16 protein-coding genes are annotated in these 17,413 nt (G+C 41.0%); 5 read left to right on the forward strand and 11 right to left on the reverse strand.

Annotated elements, in window-relative coordinates; genetic code table 11:
• Positions 1-3: 3 nt before the first annotated feature.
• Positions 4-2,124, reverse strand: coding sequence for an anaerobic ribonucleoside-triphosphate reductase (nrdD, locus tag OCV27_RS19560; RefSeq protein ID WP_125323101.1), 2,121 nt, complete (start codon positions 2,122-2,124; stop codon positions 4-6).
• A 285-nt stretch (positions 2,125-2,409) separates the two neighbouring features.
• Here nrdD and OCV27_RS19565 point away from each other — a divergent pair, with 285 nt between their 5' ends.
• Positions 2,410-3,306 (forward strand): endonuclease/exonuclease/phosphatase family protein, encoded by an 897-nt coding sequence (locus OCV27_RS19565; RefSeq protein ID WP_125323099.1) that lies wholly within the window; start codon positions 2,410-2,412, stop codon positions 3,304-3,306.
• 20 nt (positions 3,307-3,326) lie between these two features.
• Here the strand turns inward: OCV27_RS19565 and OCV27_RS19570 are convergent, their stop codons facing one another.
• The 4 genes from OCV27_RS19570 to OCV27_RS19585 form a co-directional block, all read right to left on the reverse strand.
• On the reverse strand, positions 3,327-3,752 hold the full coding sequence (locus tag OCV27_RS19570; protein ID WP_125323098.1) for a YeeE/YedE family protein: 426 nt from the start codon (positions 3,750-3,752) through the stop codon (positions 3,327-3,329).
• Entirely contained in the window at positions 3,749-4,171 is a 423-nt protein-coding gene (locus OCV27_RS19575; protein WP_125323097.1) for a YeeE/YedE family protein, read from the reverse strand. Before OCV27_RS19575 ends, OCV27_RS19570 begins: the two co-directional genes overlap by 4 nt.
• A 177-nt stretch (positions 4,172-4,348) precedes the next feature.
• Positions 4,349-5,347: a hypothetical protein gene (locus OCV27_RS19580; RefSeq protein WP_185759836.1), complete on the reverse strand. Its 999-nt coding sequence runs from the start codon at positions 5,345-5,347 to the stop codon at positions 4,349-4,351.
• A 97-nt stretch (positions 5,348-5,444) separates the two neighbouring features.
• Positions 5,445-6,770, reverse strand: coding sequence for an anaerobic sulfatase maturase (locus tag OCV27_RS19585; protein ID WP_125323095.1), 1,326 nt, complete (start codon positions 6,768-6,770; stop codon positions 5,445-5,447).
• A gap of 176 nt (positions 6,771-6,946) precedes the next feature.
• Between OCV27_RS19585 and OCV27_RS19590 the strand changes: the two genes are divergently transcribed.
• From OCV27_RS19590 to OCV27_RS19605, 4 genes are all read left to right on the forward strand, one after another.
• Positions 6,947-7,735 carry a formylglycine-generating enzyme family protein gene (locus OCV27_RS19590; protein ID WP_125323094.1) on the forward strand — a complete coding sequence of 263 codons (789 nt, stop codon included), beginning with the start codon at positions 6,947-6,949 and terminating at the stop codon, positions 7,733-7,735.
• 149 nt (positions 7,736-7,884) lie between these two features.
• Positions 7,885-8,865, forward strand: coding sequence for an HAD family hydrolase (locus OCV27_RS19595; protein ID WP_125323093.1), 981 nt, complete (start codon positions 7,885-7,887; stop codon positions 8,863-8,865).
• 318 nt (positions 8,866-9,183) lie between these two features.
• On the forward strand, positions 9,184-9,390 hold the full coding sequence (locus tag OCV27_RS19600; RefSeq protein ID WP_125323500.1) for a hypothetical protein: 207 nt from the start codon (positions 9,184-9,186) through the stop codon (positions 9,388-9,390).
• 572 nt (positions 9,391-9,962) lie between these two features.
• On the forward strand, positions 9,963-10,253 hold the full coding sequence (locus tag OCV27_RS19605) for a hypothetical protein (RefSeq protein WP_125322702.1): 291 nt from the start codon (positions 9,963-9,965) through the stop codon (positions 10,251-10,253).
• Between the two features lie 278 nt (positions 10,254-10,531).
• On the opposite strand, the gene OCV27_RS19610 is transcribed toward OCV27_RS19605, so the two are convergent.
• The 6 genes from OCV27_RS19610 to OCV27_RS19635 form a co-directional block, all read right to left on the reverse strand.
• Positions 10,532-11,446, reverse strand: coding sequence for a LysR family transcriptional regulator (locus tag OCV27_RS19610; RefSeq protein WP_125322703.1), 915 nt, complete (start codon positions 11,444-11,446; stop codon positions 10,532-10,534).
• A 306-nt stretch (positions 11,447-11,752) separates the two neighbouring features.
• A complete protein-coding gene (locus OCV27_RS19615) occupies positions 11,753-13,102 on the reverse strand; it encodes a BatD family protein (protein ID WP_125322704.1) in 1,350 nt (449 codons plus the stop codon).
• Positions 13,099-14,817 carry a vWA domain-containing protein gene (locus OCV27_RS19620; RefSeq protein WP_125322705.1) on the reverse strand — a complete coding sequence of 573 codons (1,719 nt, stop codon included), beginning with the start codon at positions 14,815-14,817 and terminating at the stop codon, positions 13,099-13,101. The genes OCV27_RS19615 and OCV27_RS19620 overlap by 4 nt, the downstream gene beginning before the upstream one ends.
• A complete protein-coding gene (locus OCV27_RS19625; protein WP_125322706.1) occupies positions 14,810-15,910 on the reverse strand; it encodes a vWA domain-containing protein in 1,101 nt (366 codons plus the stop codon). Before OCV27_RS19625 ends, OCV27_RS19620 begins: the two co-directional genes overlap by 8 nt.
• Positions 15,903-16,445, reverse strand: coding sequence for a DUF4381 domain-containing protein (locus OCV27_RS19630; RefSeq protein WP_125322707.1), 543 nt, complete (start codon positions 16,443-16,445; stop codon positions 15,903-15,905). Before OCV27_RS19630 ends, OCV27_RS19625 begins: the two co-directional genes overlap by 8 nt.
• A complete protein-coding gene (locus OCV27_RS19635; protein ID WP_125322708.1) occupies positions 16,446-17,408 on the reverse strand; it encodes a DUF58 domain-containing protein in 963 nt (320 codons plus the stop codon).
• Between the last annotated feature and the right edge of the window lie 5 nt (positions 17,409-17,413).

Genomic DNA, 17,413 nt, shown 5'->3' on the forward strand with positions numbered 1-17,413 from the left:
TATTTATAAATGCTTTACTCGACGAATCACTTCTTGCTGCTTACCCGCGTTGAATGGCCGTGTATCAGGACTGCCTAAATAGCCACATACTCTCCTTGTCACAGACATTGTAGGCGAATCATGATTGCCGCAATTAGGGCAGCAAAACCCTTTACTTGTGCAATCAAACTCCCCCCTATAGCCACACTCGTAACATTCATCAATTGGTGTATTCGTGCCATAGTAAGGCACGCGTGAATAACTGTAATCCCAAACATTTTCCAAAGCTTCGATGTTGGACTCCATGTTTGGAAATTCGCCATAGCAAATAAAACCACCACTTGAGAGCTGAGGGTAAACCATTTCAAAATCAATTTTATCGTATGGGTTAACTTTTTTTTCTACATCTAAGTGAAAGCTGTTGGTGTAGTAGCCTTTGTCTGTGACGCCTTCAATTACACCAAATTCTTTAGCATCAATACGACAAAATCGGTGACATAAATTTTCACTTGGCGTGGCATACAAACTGTAGCCATAATCAGATTCCTTACTCCACTGGTTAACCGCGCATTTAAGATATTGCACTATCTTAAATGCTTTAGTTTGCAGATTAGCACTGTCATAAATATGGGTCTCATCACCATACAAGGCGTTAATGGCTTCATGAAGACCAATATAGCCAAGCGAGATAGAGGCACGACCATACTTAAAGATGTTCGATATAGGTTCGTCCGCTCTTAGCCTTACTCCGCAAGCCCCTTCCATATACAAAATGGGGGCAACGCGAGCTTGGATATTGTCTAGCCGAGCGATTCGAGTCTCTAACGCCCTACGAGCAAGAAGTAGTTTTTGATCGAGTAGCGCATAAAAGTCTTCTTCGCCTTGCTTTGATTGCAAGGCAATTCGAGGAAGATTTAGGCTTACAACGCCCAAATTATTTCGTCCATCATAGATAAGCTCACCGTTTTCTTGGTAATCACTAAGAAAGCTACGGCAACCCATTGGTGTTTTAAATGACCCTGTCACTTTAATCACTTGGTCATAATTAAGAATATCTGGATACATTCGTTTTGAGGCGCATTCTAAGGCTAACTGTTTGATGTGGTAATTAGGGTCTTCACTGTTACGGTTCAGCCCTTCTTTGATGGTAAACACCAGCTTAGGAAATACCGCTGTTTTACGATTTTTCCCAAGTCCCGCCAAACGGTTTTTTAATATTGCTTGCTGTATTAAACATGATGCCCAGCAGGTACCCAAGCCAAAACCAAATGTGACAAAAGGTGTCTGGCCATTTGCTGTATGCAAAGTGTTGACTTCATATTCCAAAGATTGAAATGCATCAAAACACTCTTTTTCAGTACGTTCACGAGCAAAACATTCTACATCGTCAATTCCCCACTCTCGTGCAACTGCAAGATGCTTTTTGTAACTTGCCATTACATATGGTGCCAGTACTTCATCAATTCGGTTAACCGTTGTTCCTCCATAGATGTGGCTTGCCACTTGAGCAATAATTTGCGCTGTGACCGCAGTCGCTGTAGAAATGGATTTGGGTGTATCTATTTCAGCATTACCCATTTTAAATCCATGGGTCAGCATACCCTTTAAATCAATGAGCATACAATTAAACATTGGAAAGAAAGGTGCGTAATCTAAGTCGTGATAATGAATATCGCCACTGTCATGAGCGGCAACGATATCACGAGGAAGAATGCGGGTTTTGGCATAGTGTTTAGCTAGTATTCCAGCTAGCAAATCTCGCTGTGTGGGAATAACTTTACCATCCTTATTCGCATTTTCATTGATCAAATCAAGGTTACTTTGTCCAATCAAGCCTTCAATTTCTCGCGTTAGGTCGGTTTTTTTCTCTCTCGCAACATCACGCTCATGGCGATATTCGATATAGGCTCTAGCAATCGATGGAAACGGGCCTTGCATCAATTCATTTTCAACCCGAGTTTGGATATCAGCAATGTCAACTTGTTGATGCTCAATCAGTTGCAACTCTATCGCTAACGCAATATTTAGCGCGTACAGCGCCATATCCTTATTTTTGCATTCAGCCGCAGCCTCAACAGCTGATTGAATACGCCCCCGACAAAAAGGGACCTTTGAGCCATCTCGTTTGATTACAATTAGTTTCACCATTTCTCCTTAACCTCTGCCCACAAACAGATCATTAGAATCACAACATGAGGGGAAAATTAACATCCAAAATACTATATATTGTGGTTTATTAGACGAAATTTGATAGTGGAGTGTATTGATATCGATCAACAAACTTCTGAGCTTGGTGGACAAAACACCAATTTTGTAGATAAGGATCGCAACTTGGTAAAATCATCATGGTATGGGTTTTAAGTGTTTATCACTGAATCAAATTTAATTTGCTGTAAACTTGAGCCTCTTAGCCTTATACACTGTTTCTCTATGACTAAATCTCACCATCACTGGCAGCATTTAATACTCACGTTAATACTCAGTATTGCTTCAACCTCTGTTACCGCAACTCCTTTGTCTTTTACAACATGGAATATTGAGTGGTTAACCTCTAAGCCCTCCAAGCAGTTTGTTCAATCAAAACGAACACAAATAGACTTAGAGGCACTAGCCAATCATTTTGAATCAACCGACACTGATATTCTTGCCTTTCAAGAAGTTAATGACTTAAAAGCGATCCGGAAGGTGGTTGGACAAGACTATGATATTTACTTATCACAACGCGCAAGTAGCAGTAGGGTTAAACAGCAATTTAAAGATATTAACCAATATACGGGATTTGCTGTGCGAAAAGGAATACCCGTTGAGAATCTCCCCGATCTCCAGCTAGATAAGCGCAAAAGCAGCAAACTCAGGTTTGCCACATATATGGTTATTACACCTAACCAAAAGCCGCCAGTACACCTCTTATCTGTGCACTTAAAGGCACGTTGCAGCGGTGCATACAATAACAATCGAGATTGCCAAATACTAGAGTCTCAAGGTAAGGCACTTAACCAATGGATACTAGAGCGCGAAAAAGCCAAGCAGCAATATATGATATTGGGGGATTTTAATCATAACCTTAGCTACCAAGGCGACTGGTTATGGGGGGAGATAACGCAGTCTTCTTCCGCGATTCTAGCGACTATCTCCACTCAACCAAGGTGTAAGGTGCGTTCAAGACATCATCCTGATCGGCTTCATCAGTTTCGCTCTTTGATTGACCACATCATCATTAGCAAAAAACTGTCACTGAGCACACCAGAACAAGTGGTGTTTCCAAGTGAACAAGTACTCAAATACCACTTAAGTGATCACTGCCCCTTAAGAGCAACACTAGAGTAAAAAGCACTTAAACCCAAAGCTTAAGGCTGCGTTAAATATTTGGAGAGCATGGAACCCGCTAACATTGCGACAATGAAAATAACAATATCCAAATTACCGAAGCCTAGGCTTGCGATCGCTGGGCCTGGGCAAATACCAGCTAACCCCCAACCTATGCCAAATATTACTGCACCTAAAACCAATCTGGTATCTATAGCCTTATTGGGTGTAAAGCAATAAACTTCTCCTGACAAAGCGTGTGTTTTTTGCTTTAACCAAAAGTGATAAAGTGGTGTATAAACCACTAAAGCGCCACCCATTACCAATGCTAAACTTGGATCCCACTGCCCTGTAATATCAAGAAAACCAATCACCTTGGCAGGGTTTACCATTCCTGAAAGTGTCAACCCTATACCAAATAACAGCCCACTGGTGAAAATAGAAACTCTGAGTAATGTCAGTTTCATAGCCCTACCTCATGAGTCAGCCAAACTGTGACCATGGCAGCAAAAATAAACACACCAGTTGCCAGCAATGAACGAAAAGACAATCGCCCTACTCCACATATTCCATGCCCGCTAGTGCATCCATTACCCAACCGAGTACCAAAACCGACCAGTAAACCGGCTAATATTAGAATATGAATCGGGACTCCATCCGTGTTAGGTGCTTGAATGCCCATACTGACTAGGCCGAATGATCCTCCAATAACAAGCCCTAACAAAAAAAGCGCTCGCCATAGTACATCTCCCTTCGCTGGAGAAAGTAAGCCATTGATAATTCCGCTAATACCCGCTACTTTTCCACTGATGAAAAGTAGAAAAATAGCAGATAAACCAAGCATCATTCCACCAATTAATGACCACCAAAGCATCGTGCTTAACATACTTTTTCACCTATATCTGAACTTCAATCATGCTTATCAGAGAATGTCGTCAAATCAAGATTAGTAATTGCTAATATAATGAATGCGTATTAAGTGCTCGTCAAGTTAATATTAGGTTATGCTAATTTACTTTGGGGTTATAGATCTACTAGACAATACCCATGTTAGAGGCATCGTCTAGTTTTTCTTCAAACCATTGATAACCGACTGAGGAGCAACTTTAGCTAATTCATTTAAGCACTGATCGATCTTAGGGTTTTCATGGCGAGCGTATATATCGCAAACCGCATAAAGCTGCTCAGGCGCACCGGATATTAAATAGGCTTGCTCAAAAGATGTTACTGATTTTTTCAAATCATACTCCTCTTGCAACACGCCATTAAGATACCAAAAGTAGCTGTTGTCCTCTGCTATTTCAGCTGCCTGTTCAATTTCTCTTGCAGCACTTTTCTTATCATCAAGCCTCACTAGTGCGAGTGATTTTGAATAATGAAGAGCGGCGTTATCAGGGTGAAGTTCAAGGCCGTTATCTAGTGTTTGTATGGCACGACTATCTTGCTCTTGAGCACGATAGTTATCCGCCAAACTCAACCAAACCTCAGGATTGCCTGGTTGTTTTACCACTAGTACTTGATAGATTTTGTCGGCTTGGTCCCATTCATGATGCCAGCGATAGACATCAGCAAGCAGTAATTGAGAATTCTGATCTTGCTCAGCTTGTAAGTAAGTGATGAGCTCAGCAACTGGATTTTCTAATATTTGTTGCTGTTTTGGGTTTAAATTTGCAAAGTCTCGCACCAAATTGGTCGCCGCCGTAATACGCACTTTGGCTTCTCTATCAGTCAGTAAAGGCTCAATCATACGCCAGCGATGTTCTATGGTATAAGGCGCTGCTCCAATAATCGCCGCTTCTCGAACGGTTGGTTCATGATCTTGTAAACTACGCACAACAGCAACAAGCGCATTTTGACTGGGATAGTTAGCCAGCTCGCGCAAAGCTTCAATACGATGTTGCTTAGGTTGCTTAATATCCTGCGCTCGGTAAGAAAGATAAGCCCCCCTTTGCTGTGAAGTCGCATGCTTCGGCTGCTCAGCTGAATTCAATGCCCTTTCTTGACTTGGTACATTTGGAGCTTCACCATCTGCAATAGCCAATGGGCTCACTGACAATCCCATAACTACAGCGATAATCAGCTTACAAAACCACTTTTTGTTGACTACTTTTGATGCTGAATGAGGAAAATTTTTTGAAAGTAATCGCATAACTTCCGCCTTAAAACTTTGCTTCAAATGAAGAACGTTTATTAGTCATATGATCGTGTAGTAATGCATCGCTGTATTTTCCATGAGCAACAGGATTGCCGGTAGAGCGAAGAATATAGGCCATCGCCTTATCTGCATGAGCAAAAAACTTCTTCCATCCAGAGCATAAGTAGTTCAATCCCGGCTCACCCTCTTTGGAACGAATAAAACGATTCTTAGGGCACTCACCATAACATGCAAACTGGTAATCACAGCGCTGACATTGCTGAGTCAAAGTACGTTTTTTTGCAAAGCCAAACTTTTGCTGTTCTGGGCTATAGGCTAATGTTTCCAATTTCTGGTGGTGGATGTTACCAATCTTATATTCTGGGTAAACATAATGATCACACGAAAATACATCACCATTGGGCTCCATTGCTAAGCCCTTACCGCAAATTTCACCTAATGTACACAAAGGGTTTTTTCTGCCCATCCAAGCTTCTGCACTGGCTTCAAAGTATTGCACGAAGACTCTACCGATGTCGTTTTGCACCCATTCATCAAAAATCGCAATAAGGAAATTTCCCCAAGCCTCATCTGCCACACACCATGGTTCAACAACTGAGTCTTTATGACCGGGAATCAATCGCTTATCTCCTTGTTTTAATTGCTCTTGTGGCTGCCAAGTTTGTGGTGCTGTAGTGCGAAAGGTTTTCTGCTCCACAATGGGAATAAACTGCATTTGAGGTGAACGCACTTCATCTCGCAAAAAACGATAAACCTCTAGCGGATTACGGCTGGTGAGATTGTTTACACACGTCAACGTTGCAAAGTTCACTTTATGACTATGCAGCCGATCGACCGCATTCATGACTTGCTTAAACGTGCCTCTCCCTGCGCGATTAGTTCGATAAGCATTATGTAACATCTCTGGTCCATCAATGCTTAAACCCACTAAGAAATTGTTCTCTTTTAAAAATACACACCATTCATCGGTTAGTAATGTACCATTGGTCTGCAAATCATTAGAAATAGTAATACCTTCAGGTTTGTACTTGGCCTGAAACTCAACAATCTTGTGAAAATAATCCAAACCCAACATGGTCGGCTCACCGCCTTGCCAAGAGAAAATAATTTCTGGCGTGTTTTGTCCTTCAATATATTGCCGAATATACGTTTCTAATGTGTCATCATCCATCACCGGCGAACAGCCTTGCTTATACTCAAGTAAGTCTTGTTTACTGAGGTAATAACAGTAAGTGCAATCAATATTGCACACCGCTCCAATGGGCTTGGCCATAACGTGTAAACGTTTAGATGCTTTGCCATTATATTGAGGGCCTTGAGTAATATGCATAAATCACCTTTTTCTTTATGAAATTTAGATAAAAATAACCTTAAGCCCGCTATTTTTACTTCGGTGGTTCAATCATAAATAGCATTAATGTCACATGCTTGTTATACCCGATATAACCTTTTGTCATAGTAATTATTGCTAACATTATTTTTCACTAACCGGATGAGAATTCATCGATGAAACACCTTAAAAGCAAACCTTTACCTGCCATTTTCATTGTCTCATTCAGCTTTTTAATCAATGGCTGTGCTACTCCCCCTCCCCACCCTATTGCGCTCGATATTGAGAAAAATATGGTTATGGTCGAAGGCGGTACTTATATAATGGGTTCGAACACTGACTTGGCAAACAAGGCCGAAAAGCCCGCAAGAAAAGTGACAGTTAACACTTTTTATATCTCTAAATTCGAAGTCACGCAGGAGCTGTTTGAATCTGTAATGGGTTCATCATTAAGCTATTTTCAAGGCAAAAATAACCCCGTCAACAATTTGAGCTGGCAACAAGCTAACTATTTTATCGACAAACTTAACCAGCTAACGGGTGAGCACTACAGGTTACCAACCGAAGCCGAATGGGAATTTGCAGCCACAGGGGGAATTAAAAGTAACGGATTTGCATATTCGGGATCAAATAATATTGATGATGTCGCATGGTATGCTGCTAACTCGAACAATCAAGCGCATCCTGTTGGGCAAAAGCAACCTAACGAACTTGGACTTTACGACATGACAGGCAATGTTGGAGAATTTGTGATTGATGCCTATGACGATACATTCTACCGATTCGGTCCTACTGACAATCCCAACAACGCCAAACAAGAAAAAGCAGGCTTAGCCCACAAGTCGGTTCGAGGTGGAAGTTTTTCCTATGATGCTGATGAATCAGAAAATTTCCGCCGCGATTTCGCAAGTCAGTCTATTATTATGTCGGACATGGGACTTCGTCTTGCTAAAAGTGTTGAATAGTCACGATAAAGGTAGGCGTAAGCCTACTCAATCCCGATTTGATTAAAACAGTACGTCTATGGTCAGGATATGGTTAAGCGCATAGAGACAATAGGCATTTAGCCTCACTGTATCGGCGGTAAACAATAAATACATAGGTAAATAATAAAATGAAAAAACACATCTGTACCCTCGCAGTCTTATCTGGTTTATCATTCTCAGCTTTAGCTTTAGATTGTGATCCAAGTTTATTGCCTTCATGGAAAGATGGCGTAAGCAAAACTAAAATCACTCAGTTCGTTTCCCAATCAACTGATAAATCGACTAAAACTTTTATCCCCAAGCAAGACCGTATTGCCGTGTTTGATAATGATGGAACACTTTGGTCAGAAAAACCTTATTACTTCCAACTTGCCTTCGCTTTTGACCAAGTAAAATCTATGGCCAGTTCTCATCCTGAATGGAAAGCACAGGAGCCATTCAAGTCTGTACTCAAAAACGACATACCTGGTGTACTAAGGGGCGGCGAGAAAGCGTTACTTAAAATAGTCACTGCGACCCACAGCGGCATGACTGTCGAAGAGTATCAAAGCCGCGTTGAGAAGTGGTTGAAAGCGGCCAAAGATCCTCGCTTTAGTAAGGCTTACACTGATCTCACATACAAACCAATGCGTGAAATGCTCACTTATCTTCAAGATAATGGGTTTAAGACATACATTGTCTCGGGCGGTGGCGTTGATTTTATGCGTGTCTGGGCGCCAGACGTATACAACATTCCTCAAGAGCAAATCATTGGTAGTGCGCTCAAATACCAATACGACTATAACGACGGCAACCCAACGGTCACTAAGCTCAATGAAATCCTTAGCATTGATGATAAAGCCGTTAAAGTTGAAAATATACAACATGTTATTGGTAAGAAGCCAATCCTTGCTGTAGGTAATTCAGACGGCGACCATGCAATGATGCAATGGGCGACTAGTCAACCTAATTCTATGGCGATGATCGTCCATCACACAGACAAAGACAGAGAGTGGCAATACGACCGTAAGTCGAGCGTTGGTCACCTCGATAAAGCTATGGATGAGGCCAACCAGCGTAACAATTGGTATCTTATCGATATGAGAAAAGAATGGTGCACCATATATTAATTTACTCATTGCTCCCCACTATGGGGAGCTTTCAAATCAAAATGCCTGTCTTAAACTCAGAACAAGCTTTTCCTTGTAAACAAGTATTCAAATACCACTTGGCTGATCACTCCCCCTTGAGAATAATATTGGTATGAAAAGTGATTAAATCATAAATCAACTGAATTATATCAATACATTAAAAAATATAATAGTTCACATTGATTCTATAAAAAAACAAAACTTGATAGTAAAATCAACAGCGTTTAAGTTTGGAATCTGAATATTATTTACACTCTGATTTTTATTATTAATTTTTCACTGAACGGGGATTATAAAATGAAAAACCTAACACTCGATAGCCTGTCTGAAGTTTCAGGCGGAAATATACTGTTTGACACTCTAAATAGCTTTAGTTTTTCGAATAAAGACTATACTCTGTCTATTCATGGATACGATTTTAAATACTCTAATCATCATGGAGTTCACAGGATTGAAAGTGGTAGCTTTGCAGTTGAGTATAATGCGGGATATGCAAACACCTAACAAAAAATAATAATACTAGTGGGCAAACTCCACTTATCAAAAACAGAGAAGCTATACAACTTCTAGAGTCTATATCTCTAACTCTAGTAATAATAGTATACCTCCGAGCTAGCTATATAACATATAGCTAGCATAGATTTATCGCAACTAGTTTGATAGTTTTCATATAACGAAGCCTAAACCCATTCAGCGCCCGTGAGCCTCTTAATAATACATCTTAGAGAGTATAAGTTGATAATAAACACATGGCTGCCCATCAGGATTTCGTTTCAAACTCAGGGTACTTGGTCCATCGCTGCCGTTGCAATAAGTCGATTGCTTCCCACTATGGGGAACTTTCAAATCAAAATTCCTGTCTTCGGATCGCTTTTCATTAAAAATAGTATTGGAATACAAAGCGGCTCAATAAAAACCATCTGAATCATACTAACTCATTAAAAAATATAATAACCCATGAAAATATTATAAATTAATGAATTTTGATAATTAAATCAATAATGGTTAATCTCGATGCGTAACTAGTATTTACACTCTAGTTTTTATTATTTATATCGATAAAAGGAGATTGAAAAGTGAAAGATCTAACAATAAATAACCTGTCTGAAGTTTCAGGTGCCGGATTGAGAACCTTTTTAAAAAAGCATAATCTTTCGGATGGTAATTTCTCAATTAGTAGCAATAAATTTAGTTTATCTTGCTCTCCTGATGGAACTTATACATTTGAAAATAGTGGATCTAAAATGGAGCTCAATTCGCATACAAAAGAGTTTTTTGCAACAGGAGTGAAAAATAGTGCTGCAGACAAAGTTCTAGCTTTCACAAAAAGTGATGGTTTAAGCGTCATACCTACATCTCAAGTCTAGGCGCAAGTACAGTTAGTACACCACTATGATAGCTATATAATATATAGCTATCATAGTGGTGTACTAACTAACCAGATAATTTTCATTCTTTATCAGTTCAAAAAACAAAAGCTAAATCCATTCATTTTCCGAAAGGGTATTAATAGCACTTCTTAGAGAGTATGAGTTAGTAATAAACGCGTGCCTACCCGTCAGAATTTCGTTTCAAACTCAGGGCACTTGGTCAATCGCTGCCGTAGCAATAAGTCGATTGCTTCCCACTATGGGGAACTTTCAAATCAAAATTCCTGTTTTCGGATCGCTTTTCCTGCCCGCTTGATTTGCGCTCTTAACCATTGATGTGCACTTTCGTTAGTTCGGCTGGAGTGCCAAATTGCGTATAAGTCATGCACGCTATCCTCAAAGGGCAAAGGAAGCGCCTTAAGGCTATAGGTATTTGAAAAATGCTCAACAGTCGATTGCGGTAAAGTACCGATAAGCTCGCTACCATTGATAACTGGTAACATTTCCATTGCACCAGCCGCACGATAAACAATGTTTCTCCGTGCTAAATCTTCTATATCTTCACCGGTAAGCAAACTATCTCTCGCCTGCCAACGAGCGACGACCACATGTTGTTCGGCTAAAAATTGTTCAACGCTGCAAGACTCTTTGAGGCGCGGATGTTTAGCACTACAAACCACCATTAAGCGCTCTGAAAAAACAGCTTCCATTTTTAATACAGTACGTCCGCGCGGCGGTAAATCGATGATCAAATCATAACGCTGTAAGCGCAAGTCACTTTCATAATCCTCGGTAAATAGTGGATGAACTTCCAAAGCAATATTTGGTGCTTGCTGGCGAATTTGACACAAAAGCTGCGGCATTAACTCGTAACTTGCTACTGACAAACAGGCAATAGAAAAAATTCGATTTGATATTTTGGGGTCAAAACTACTTGAAGCAGATAAGGTCGAGGTAAAGTTCTTCAGCGCCGTCAACATTGCAGGATAGATATCCATAGCAAAACTGGTTGGATCAACACCAGAACTACTGCGGTGAAACAAAGGTTCGTCATAGATGTCTCTGAGGCGGGCGAGCGCTTTACTCACGGCAGGCTGGCTAATGTCTAACCTAGCCGCAGCCTTAGACAAATTCTGCTCTTCGAATATAGCCACAAAAATTGGGATAAGGTTTAAGTCTGTACTCTTCATTGCGCCAACATAAAACCAAGTAATACCCCATTCTAACTAACTGCTTCACACATAACGACTTAGAATCAAGAAACTGAGTGGCAATGCATGTTTTAGACTCAAATTTGAAACCAGCAATAAACTCCGACTGGATGTGTTGCAGTATAGGCGTCAAATTTAGCAACCCACCTAGTTGATAAGTAAAGATAAATGCCAAATATACTGGCTGCCTACAAAGTATCTGAGCTTATGGCTGTAGCATCAATAGAAAAAACTCAATGGCGAGGGTAATAACAAAATCACATTACTGCAATTGATTCTTATTATCTAGTGATAGTTTTGAGATGTATTTTTACCTGATGACTTATTTTTTTCTCTTCGCCTACTATCTAGTTGGGGTAGTGCTTTAGGAGGTACTGATAGACCTTTATGATTGTCCTTCATTTTACCAATCACTTTCCACATAGATCGGAACAACTTTCTGTCTTGGAACCCATTTTGAATATGGTCACACCAACCCTTCCAAACATCTGAAGAATCCGCCTTACCCATCTCCAAGTTATTTGAATTCACTCTTAATTGCTTATATAACAAGGCTCGTGCTGTACCCCAACGTTTATCTCTCAGCATCTGATTAAAAACCCACCAAGGAGGCATTGGGTGTTTACGATAATATTGACCAATACTAATAGCCATCAACACCATTGTCACAATAAAAGTAATACCACTTACAAGCCATAACGCATAAGCATGAATGAAAGACTTCAGTGTGTGTTTTGCAGTAAAGATTTTTCCAGAAATAACGTGTGTTTCAATCTGTTTTGTTTTGCTATTCCACCACTGAAAATGGTATTCAGGTAGCTTAAGTTCCCCTCCTTGTTGAATCACATAAACCGTTTCTTCACTTCGGCTTGATTGATAATCACCGCGGGTTTGCATGTCTGAAAGTTTATTAGGTTTCGGGTATGCTTGGTATTTAGTTGTAGGACCATCGGATAAAAGATCAGGCAGCAGAACTGATAGGCTGTCGTTTGCATTAATAATAATTGTTCTAGTAATCGCATCACCGACTTTGAGCTCATCATTTGAGGTTGACCAAGTCTGTTTTACCTCAACATCTGTTGCTGAAAACCACTGCGACTTGTCACTGATCAAGCCTGAAGGCATTATGGCTTCAAAATGAATCGGCTGTGTATATAAAGTGCCAACGACTTTAGCGCCGTCAGAGGCTGAAACTTGCACTCCAACAGCAATCGGTGGAATCACAAATCTACCTGAAGACTGGGGGTAAATAGTCACCTCCCAGCGTTGACGAGACCATGTTTGGCCCTCTTTTCGCTCAGTATAATTGGTTGCTAACTGATTTCTCTGCTTAGTAATTACACTGGGTATTTCGACACTACCAATGCGAGTTCCACCAGTAAGCCAGCGTGGGGTTGCAACCTCAATGTACAAAATAACTTGCTCATTAACACTAAATTTAGGTGTCTTGTTATTTCTAGAGTCGTTACTTTGTTTACCAACCCAAGCTAATAGCTCGATCTCATTGTTACGTTCAAGATCGTGAATGTTTTGGGCATAACATGAGCTTGATACCAATATGCTAAGTAAACATAACAACGTAAAAATCATAAATATCAGATAAGTAGAAGCACCACGCTTTAATGTAATTGTCATTGCGCTTGCCCCTCGAAGCTAGAATTGCTGGTAATTACTGTTGTATAACGCAGCTGAATCTGAAACTTAGCCTGTAAGAAGTATTTAGGATCTGCTTCTACGCCTTTTAGCCATTTATTGGCAATGCTTTCATCTGCAAGGATCTCGTCGGCACTTAACGTCTCATTAATCATTAATTCAGCAGAGGTTTTTTCATCTGCCCCTTCTGCTGTCTGTGGATTATCACCCAGCTCTTTTGATGCGTCATTCTCCGTTCCCGCTTGGCTTTCACTCGTTTGGTTTATTTCTGTGACAATCCCTTTAATGACGATAAGATTATGCTCAACATCTTCTCTTAAATGACGGTCCAACGTATCTTTGTCAGCAAGAGACTGCAAAACATCGCGCGCAGCTAAATATTCACGCTGGCGTGCAAGCGCGCTTGCGGCATTATATAAGCCTAATTCTCTTCTCGCTTTTGACGGAGCATTCTGCATTTCCAAAAATGTACTGTGAGCGAGTTTATACTCAGCCGCATAATAATAAGCGGTGCCTTTTCTTAGCGGGTCGGTAAAGTGCTTTGCCGCTTCTAAATATTCATTTTGATTAAACAAACGCTGACCTTGCTGGTTAGGTGTTAGCCATAGATCCCACCACCATTGGGACACTTTGTCCCAAGTCGTCACCTCTTGAACTACCTCGGGAATATCAGCTTTGAGTGAAACTGTCTCCGCCTTGACTTGCTGAGGCAAAAATAAAGTTGTCGTGATGACGACAATCAAGCACCATTGGACTAACCAACCTTTGCGAAACCAGAGCAACATGATCACCGCAATAGGGACTAACAGTTCATACCCCATATCTTGCCATGGCATGGATAAATCGCCATTAAGCTGCATGTTACGCTCAATATAGCGGCTTAAAGTATCGATGTCGGTATTATCAACCGTTACTTCAACCAGGTGCCCAGATGTGACACTGGCAAGTTGACGTAGTGAATGTAAATCGATGGGACGATCTGACACAAGCTCAGCATTGCCGGCAGCCAGAATCAAAAGCTGATAAGGTTTATCAGCAAAATAAGTTTTAAACGCTTCAATCGTGGCTGGATTAACACCATCAGTAACCAAAAGCACTGTTGAACCTAGCTGTCCCTTTAATTGTTGATCAATCAGAGGTAGTGCTTTTTCCGCCATTTTACCCTTAGCTGGCATAATTTCAGGCGAGATAGCAGCAAGAAATGGGGCAAATACATGGCTATCTTGAGTAATAGGCATAGCAACATGCGCTGAACCTGAATAGACGACAAGCCCGGTACTACCCCCTTTTCTTACGGATAACAAATCATGAATCTTTTGCTTGGATCGCTCTAAACGACTTGGAGGTAGATCTTTTTGCAGCATAGAATCGCTGTTATCCATGACTACCAACATGGATGCCTTATCTTCGCCAAAAGGCGACGCTTGACGCTGCCAACTTGGTCCTGCGCAAGTGATGATGGCTAAGCCAATAATTACCACTAATAGTTTAAGTGGTAGCTGCTTGCGCCAGCCGTGTTCTCCAAGAATCAAAGCTTGGCGTAAATGCTCTGGTAAAATGTCCTTCCAGCTCGGTTTGCTCTCTTCTCTCCATCTTAACCAGAGCAGTAAAAGCATAGGGATAAGTGTCAACAGCCAAAATGGGCGGATAAAATGAAACTGAGTAATAAACTGCTCGAAATATAGCGAGTCAAACATGTTTCTCTCCCGCTACATTGGTATCTTTTTCTTGCCGAGAAGAAACGAGTCTATTGGTTTTAACTTGCTTACGTTTCAAAGTCGTTAGAGAAAATGCAGATAAGTACATGATCACAACCCAAGCCATTAAATACTGGTGAACACTTTGCTTTGGCCGATAGGTAGTACTTTCATAAAGCTGCGTTTCTAACTGCCCAATTTGAGCATAAGCCTTTGCAAGCTCATCACGATTTAGCGCCTCAAACGCCTCACCACCTGATTCTTTTGCGATGCGCTCTATAGTGTCTGTATCTAGAGCTGTTTCTCCGACTGTTTTGGGGTTTCCCACGGCAATCACATGAATACGTACCCCTTTCGCCTTCGCCACTTTCGCGGCATCAATCGGCTCAACAAAACTGCCTGTATCATTACCATCAGTAAGCACTATAGCGAGCTTTTCACGCTTGTTTTTACCTTCAACTTCCAGCGGTTCACTTTGATCAAAGACTTTTATTGCCAAGCCAATGGCATCACCTAAATGAGTACTTTGTCCTGCCATCGCAACATCTGTTTGTTTAAGCAGCTCAAGCCATACTTGTTGATCTGAGGTAAATGGAGTCTGGACAAACGCAGCATCACCAAAAAGAATCAAACCAAGTCGATCACCTTGACGTGTTTGCACAAAATCAGTTAGAACCTCTTTTACCGCATCAAGCCGAGAGATTTTATTACCTGTTTTAGACATAAAATCTTGCTCTGCCATCGAACCTGACAAATCAACCACCACCATAAGATCTCGACCTAAACTTTCACGAATTTGTGGTGGGCCTAAAATGGTTGGTTTAGCCATAGCGGTGACAACCAATAGCCAAGACAAAATTAAGGTCGCGCGCTGCCACCAACTAGGAGAAAGTTGGCTCGCCCCTTGTTTGGGGATTTCGCCAATCGCATTCACCAGTTGGCTGAAAAAAGGCACTTTTATCGCCACTTGTTTGGTGCGATAAGCAGGAAGAAAATAATAAATAGTGATGGGTAACGGCAGAATAAAAAACCACAGTGGGTGTTCAAACTTAACGCTGGATATGTTGACCAATAAGGTAAGGAAATCATTCATACCGTCCTCCTATCAATCGCCTTAAGTGCTTTTTCAAAACTGGCTTTACTTGTCGATTATCATGTCTTTTCACCCATTCCATTGCACGTTGGTTCAACAATAAGCATTCTGAAGCATCAAGTACTATGTTCGGATCGAAAACACTCTTAACCCAGCGCTTTCCGACTTCATCAGTAAATTGGACGCTATTAGGATTTAGTGCATCAAGCTTTTGCAAAAACTGTTCGTCAAATAATGGTGCATTTGCATTATCGAGATAAATAAGAACTATTTTTAGAATTGAAAAAAGCTCTTGAGGCTGATCAGCATCACTCGGTTTTAGTCTTGATATCGCTTGTATTGCCTCGCTTCGATAACGGTTAACCCACCATTGCCAAGCTTTGCAGTATAATCCGTACGCTAATAGGGCAAACCCAAAAACAGCCAAGACTTTCCAGCCTATTGTCTGAGGTAGCCAGCTGACACTGTCAGGAACAACAACATCATGAAGTTGACGTAAAATATAAGTGCTTGGAGGCTTATGTAATTCTGTCATTTATCTCCCTCCCACCAGCTTTTGGAATTGAGCGATGTGCTCACCTGATGTGTCTAACTCGATATGAGGGAGCCTTTTCATTGCCATCAACTCGACCAGTGACTTTCGCTGCGTCTCCGTTTTCTTTTCTAAGCTAGCTCTTGCCATGGCAACTTTGGCCTGACTATCTAGATTTAACTGGTGATAACCATCACCAATCACCCAGTTAATTTTGGCCAAATCTTTGGGTAAAGATTGCTCTAAAGGATCACTTATTGTCACCGCAAGCACATCGTTATGTTGCTGCAATTGCTTTAAGTGATCAAGGTGATGCTCTTCGCAATCTCTCCAATCACTGATGATAATATAAGTCGACTGCTTCAGCTTCATTCGTTTTATCAGCTCTATCCATTGACCAAAGCTGACGTTGTCTGAATTTCGAGAGTTGACATTTAGAGACTGGTTCGCTTGTGATAATCGCTTAAGTTGAGCCAGTAGATCATGCTGGGAACGCTGCGCTTTACTTTGGTATAACAGAGTATCTGACGCAATAACAAACCCAACTCGATCAGCATCTTTTAATACTCGCCAGCCACACATAGCCGCCACTTCAGCGGCAACAACAGATTTCATGACTTGAGTAGAAGCGAAAAACATCCCACTACGCTGATCGACACAAATAATCACGTTACGATCTTTTTCTTCTGTGTAACTGCGCACATGTGGTTTACCAGTACGCATCGTAACCTTCCAATCAAGATTGCGAATGTCATCACCCAATTGGTAGTGGCGCAATTCTTCAAAGTTCAAACCTCGACCACGAAAGAGTGAATTATGTCGACCCGATAACACGCTGCCTGAATTCAGGTGAGGCAGTAAACTAAAAGATTTTACTTGTGCTTGTAAACGCACCAAACGTGCGTATTCACAATACAAACGAGGATCAAGCCCTTGACTCTGAGGAACAATCGTTGGCTGTGCCATAGCAT

This window comes from Vibrio pectenicida (assembly GCA_024347015.1).
In the GTDB taxonomy this organism is placed as follows: domain Bacteria; phylum Pseudomonadota; class Gammaproteobacteria; order Enterobacterales; family Vibrionaceae; genus Vibrio; species Vibrio pectenicida.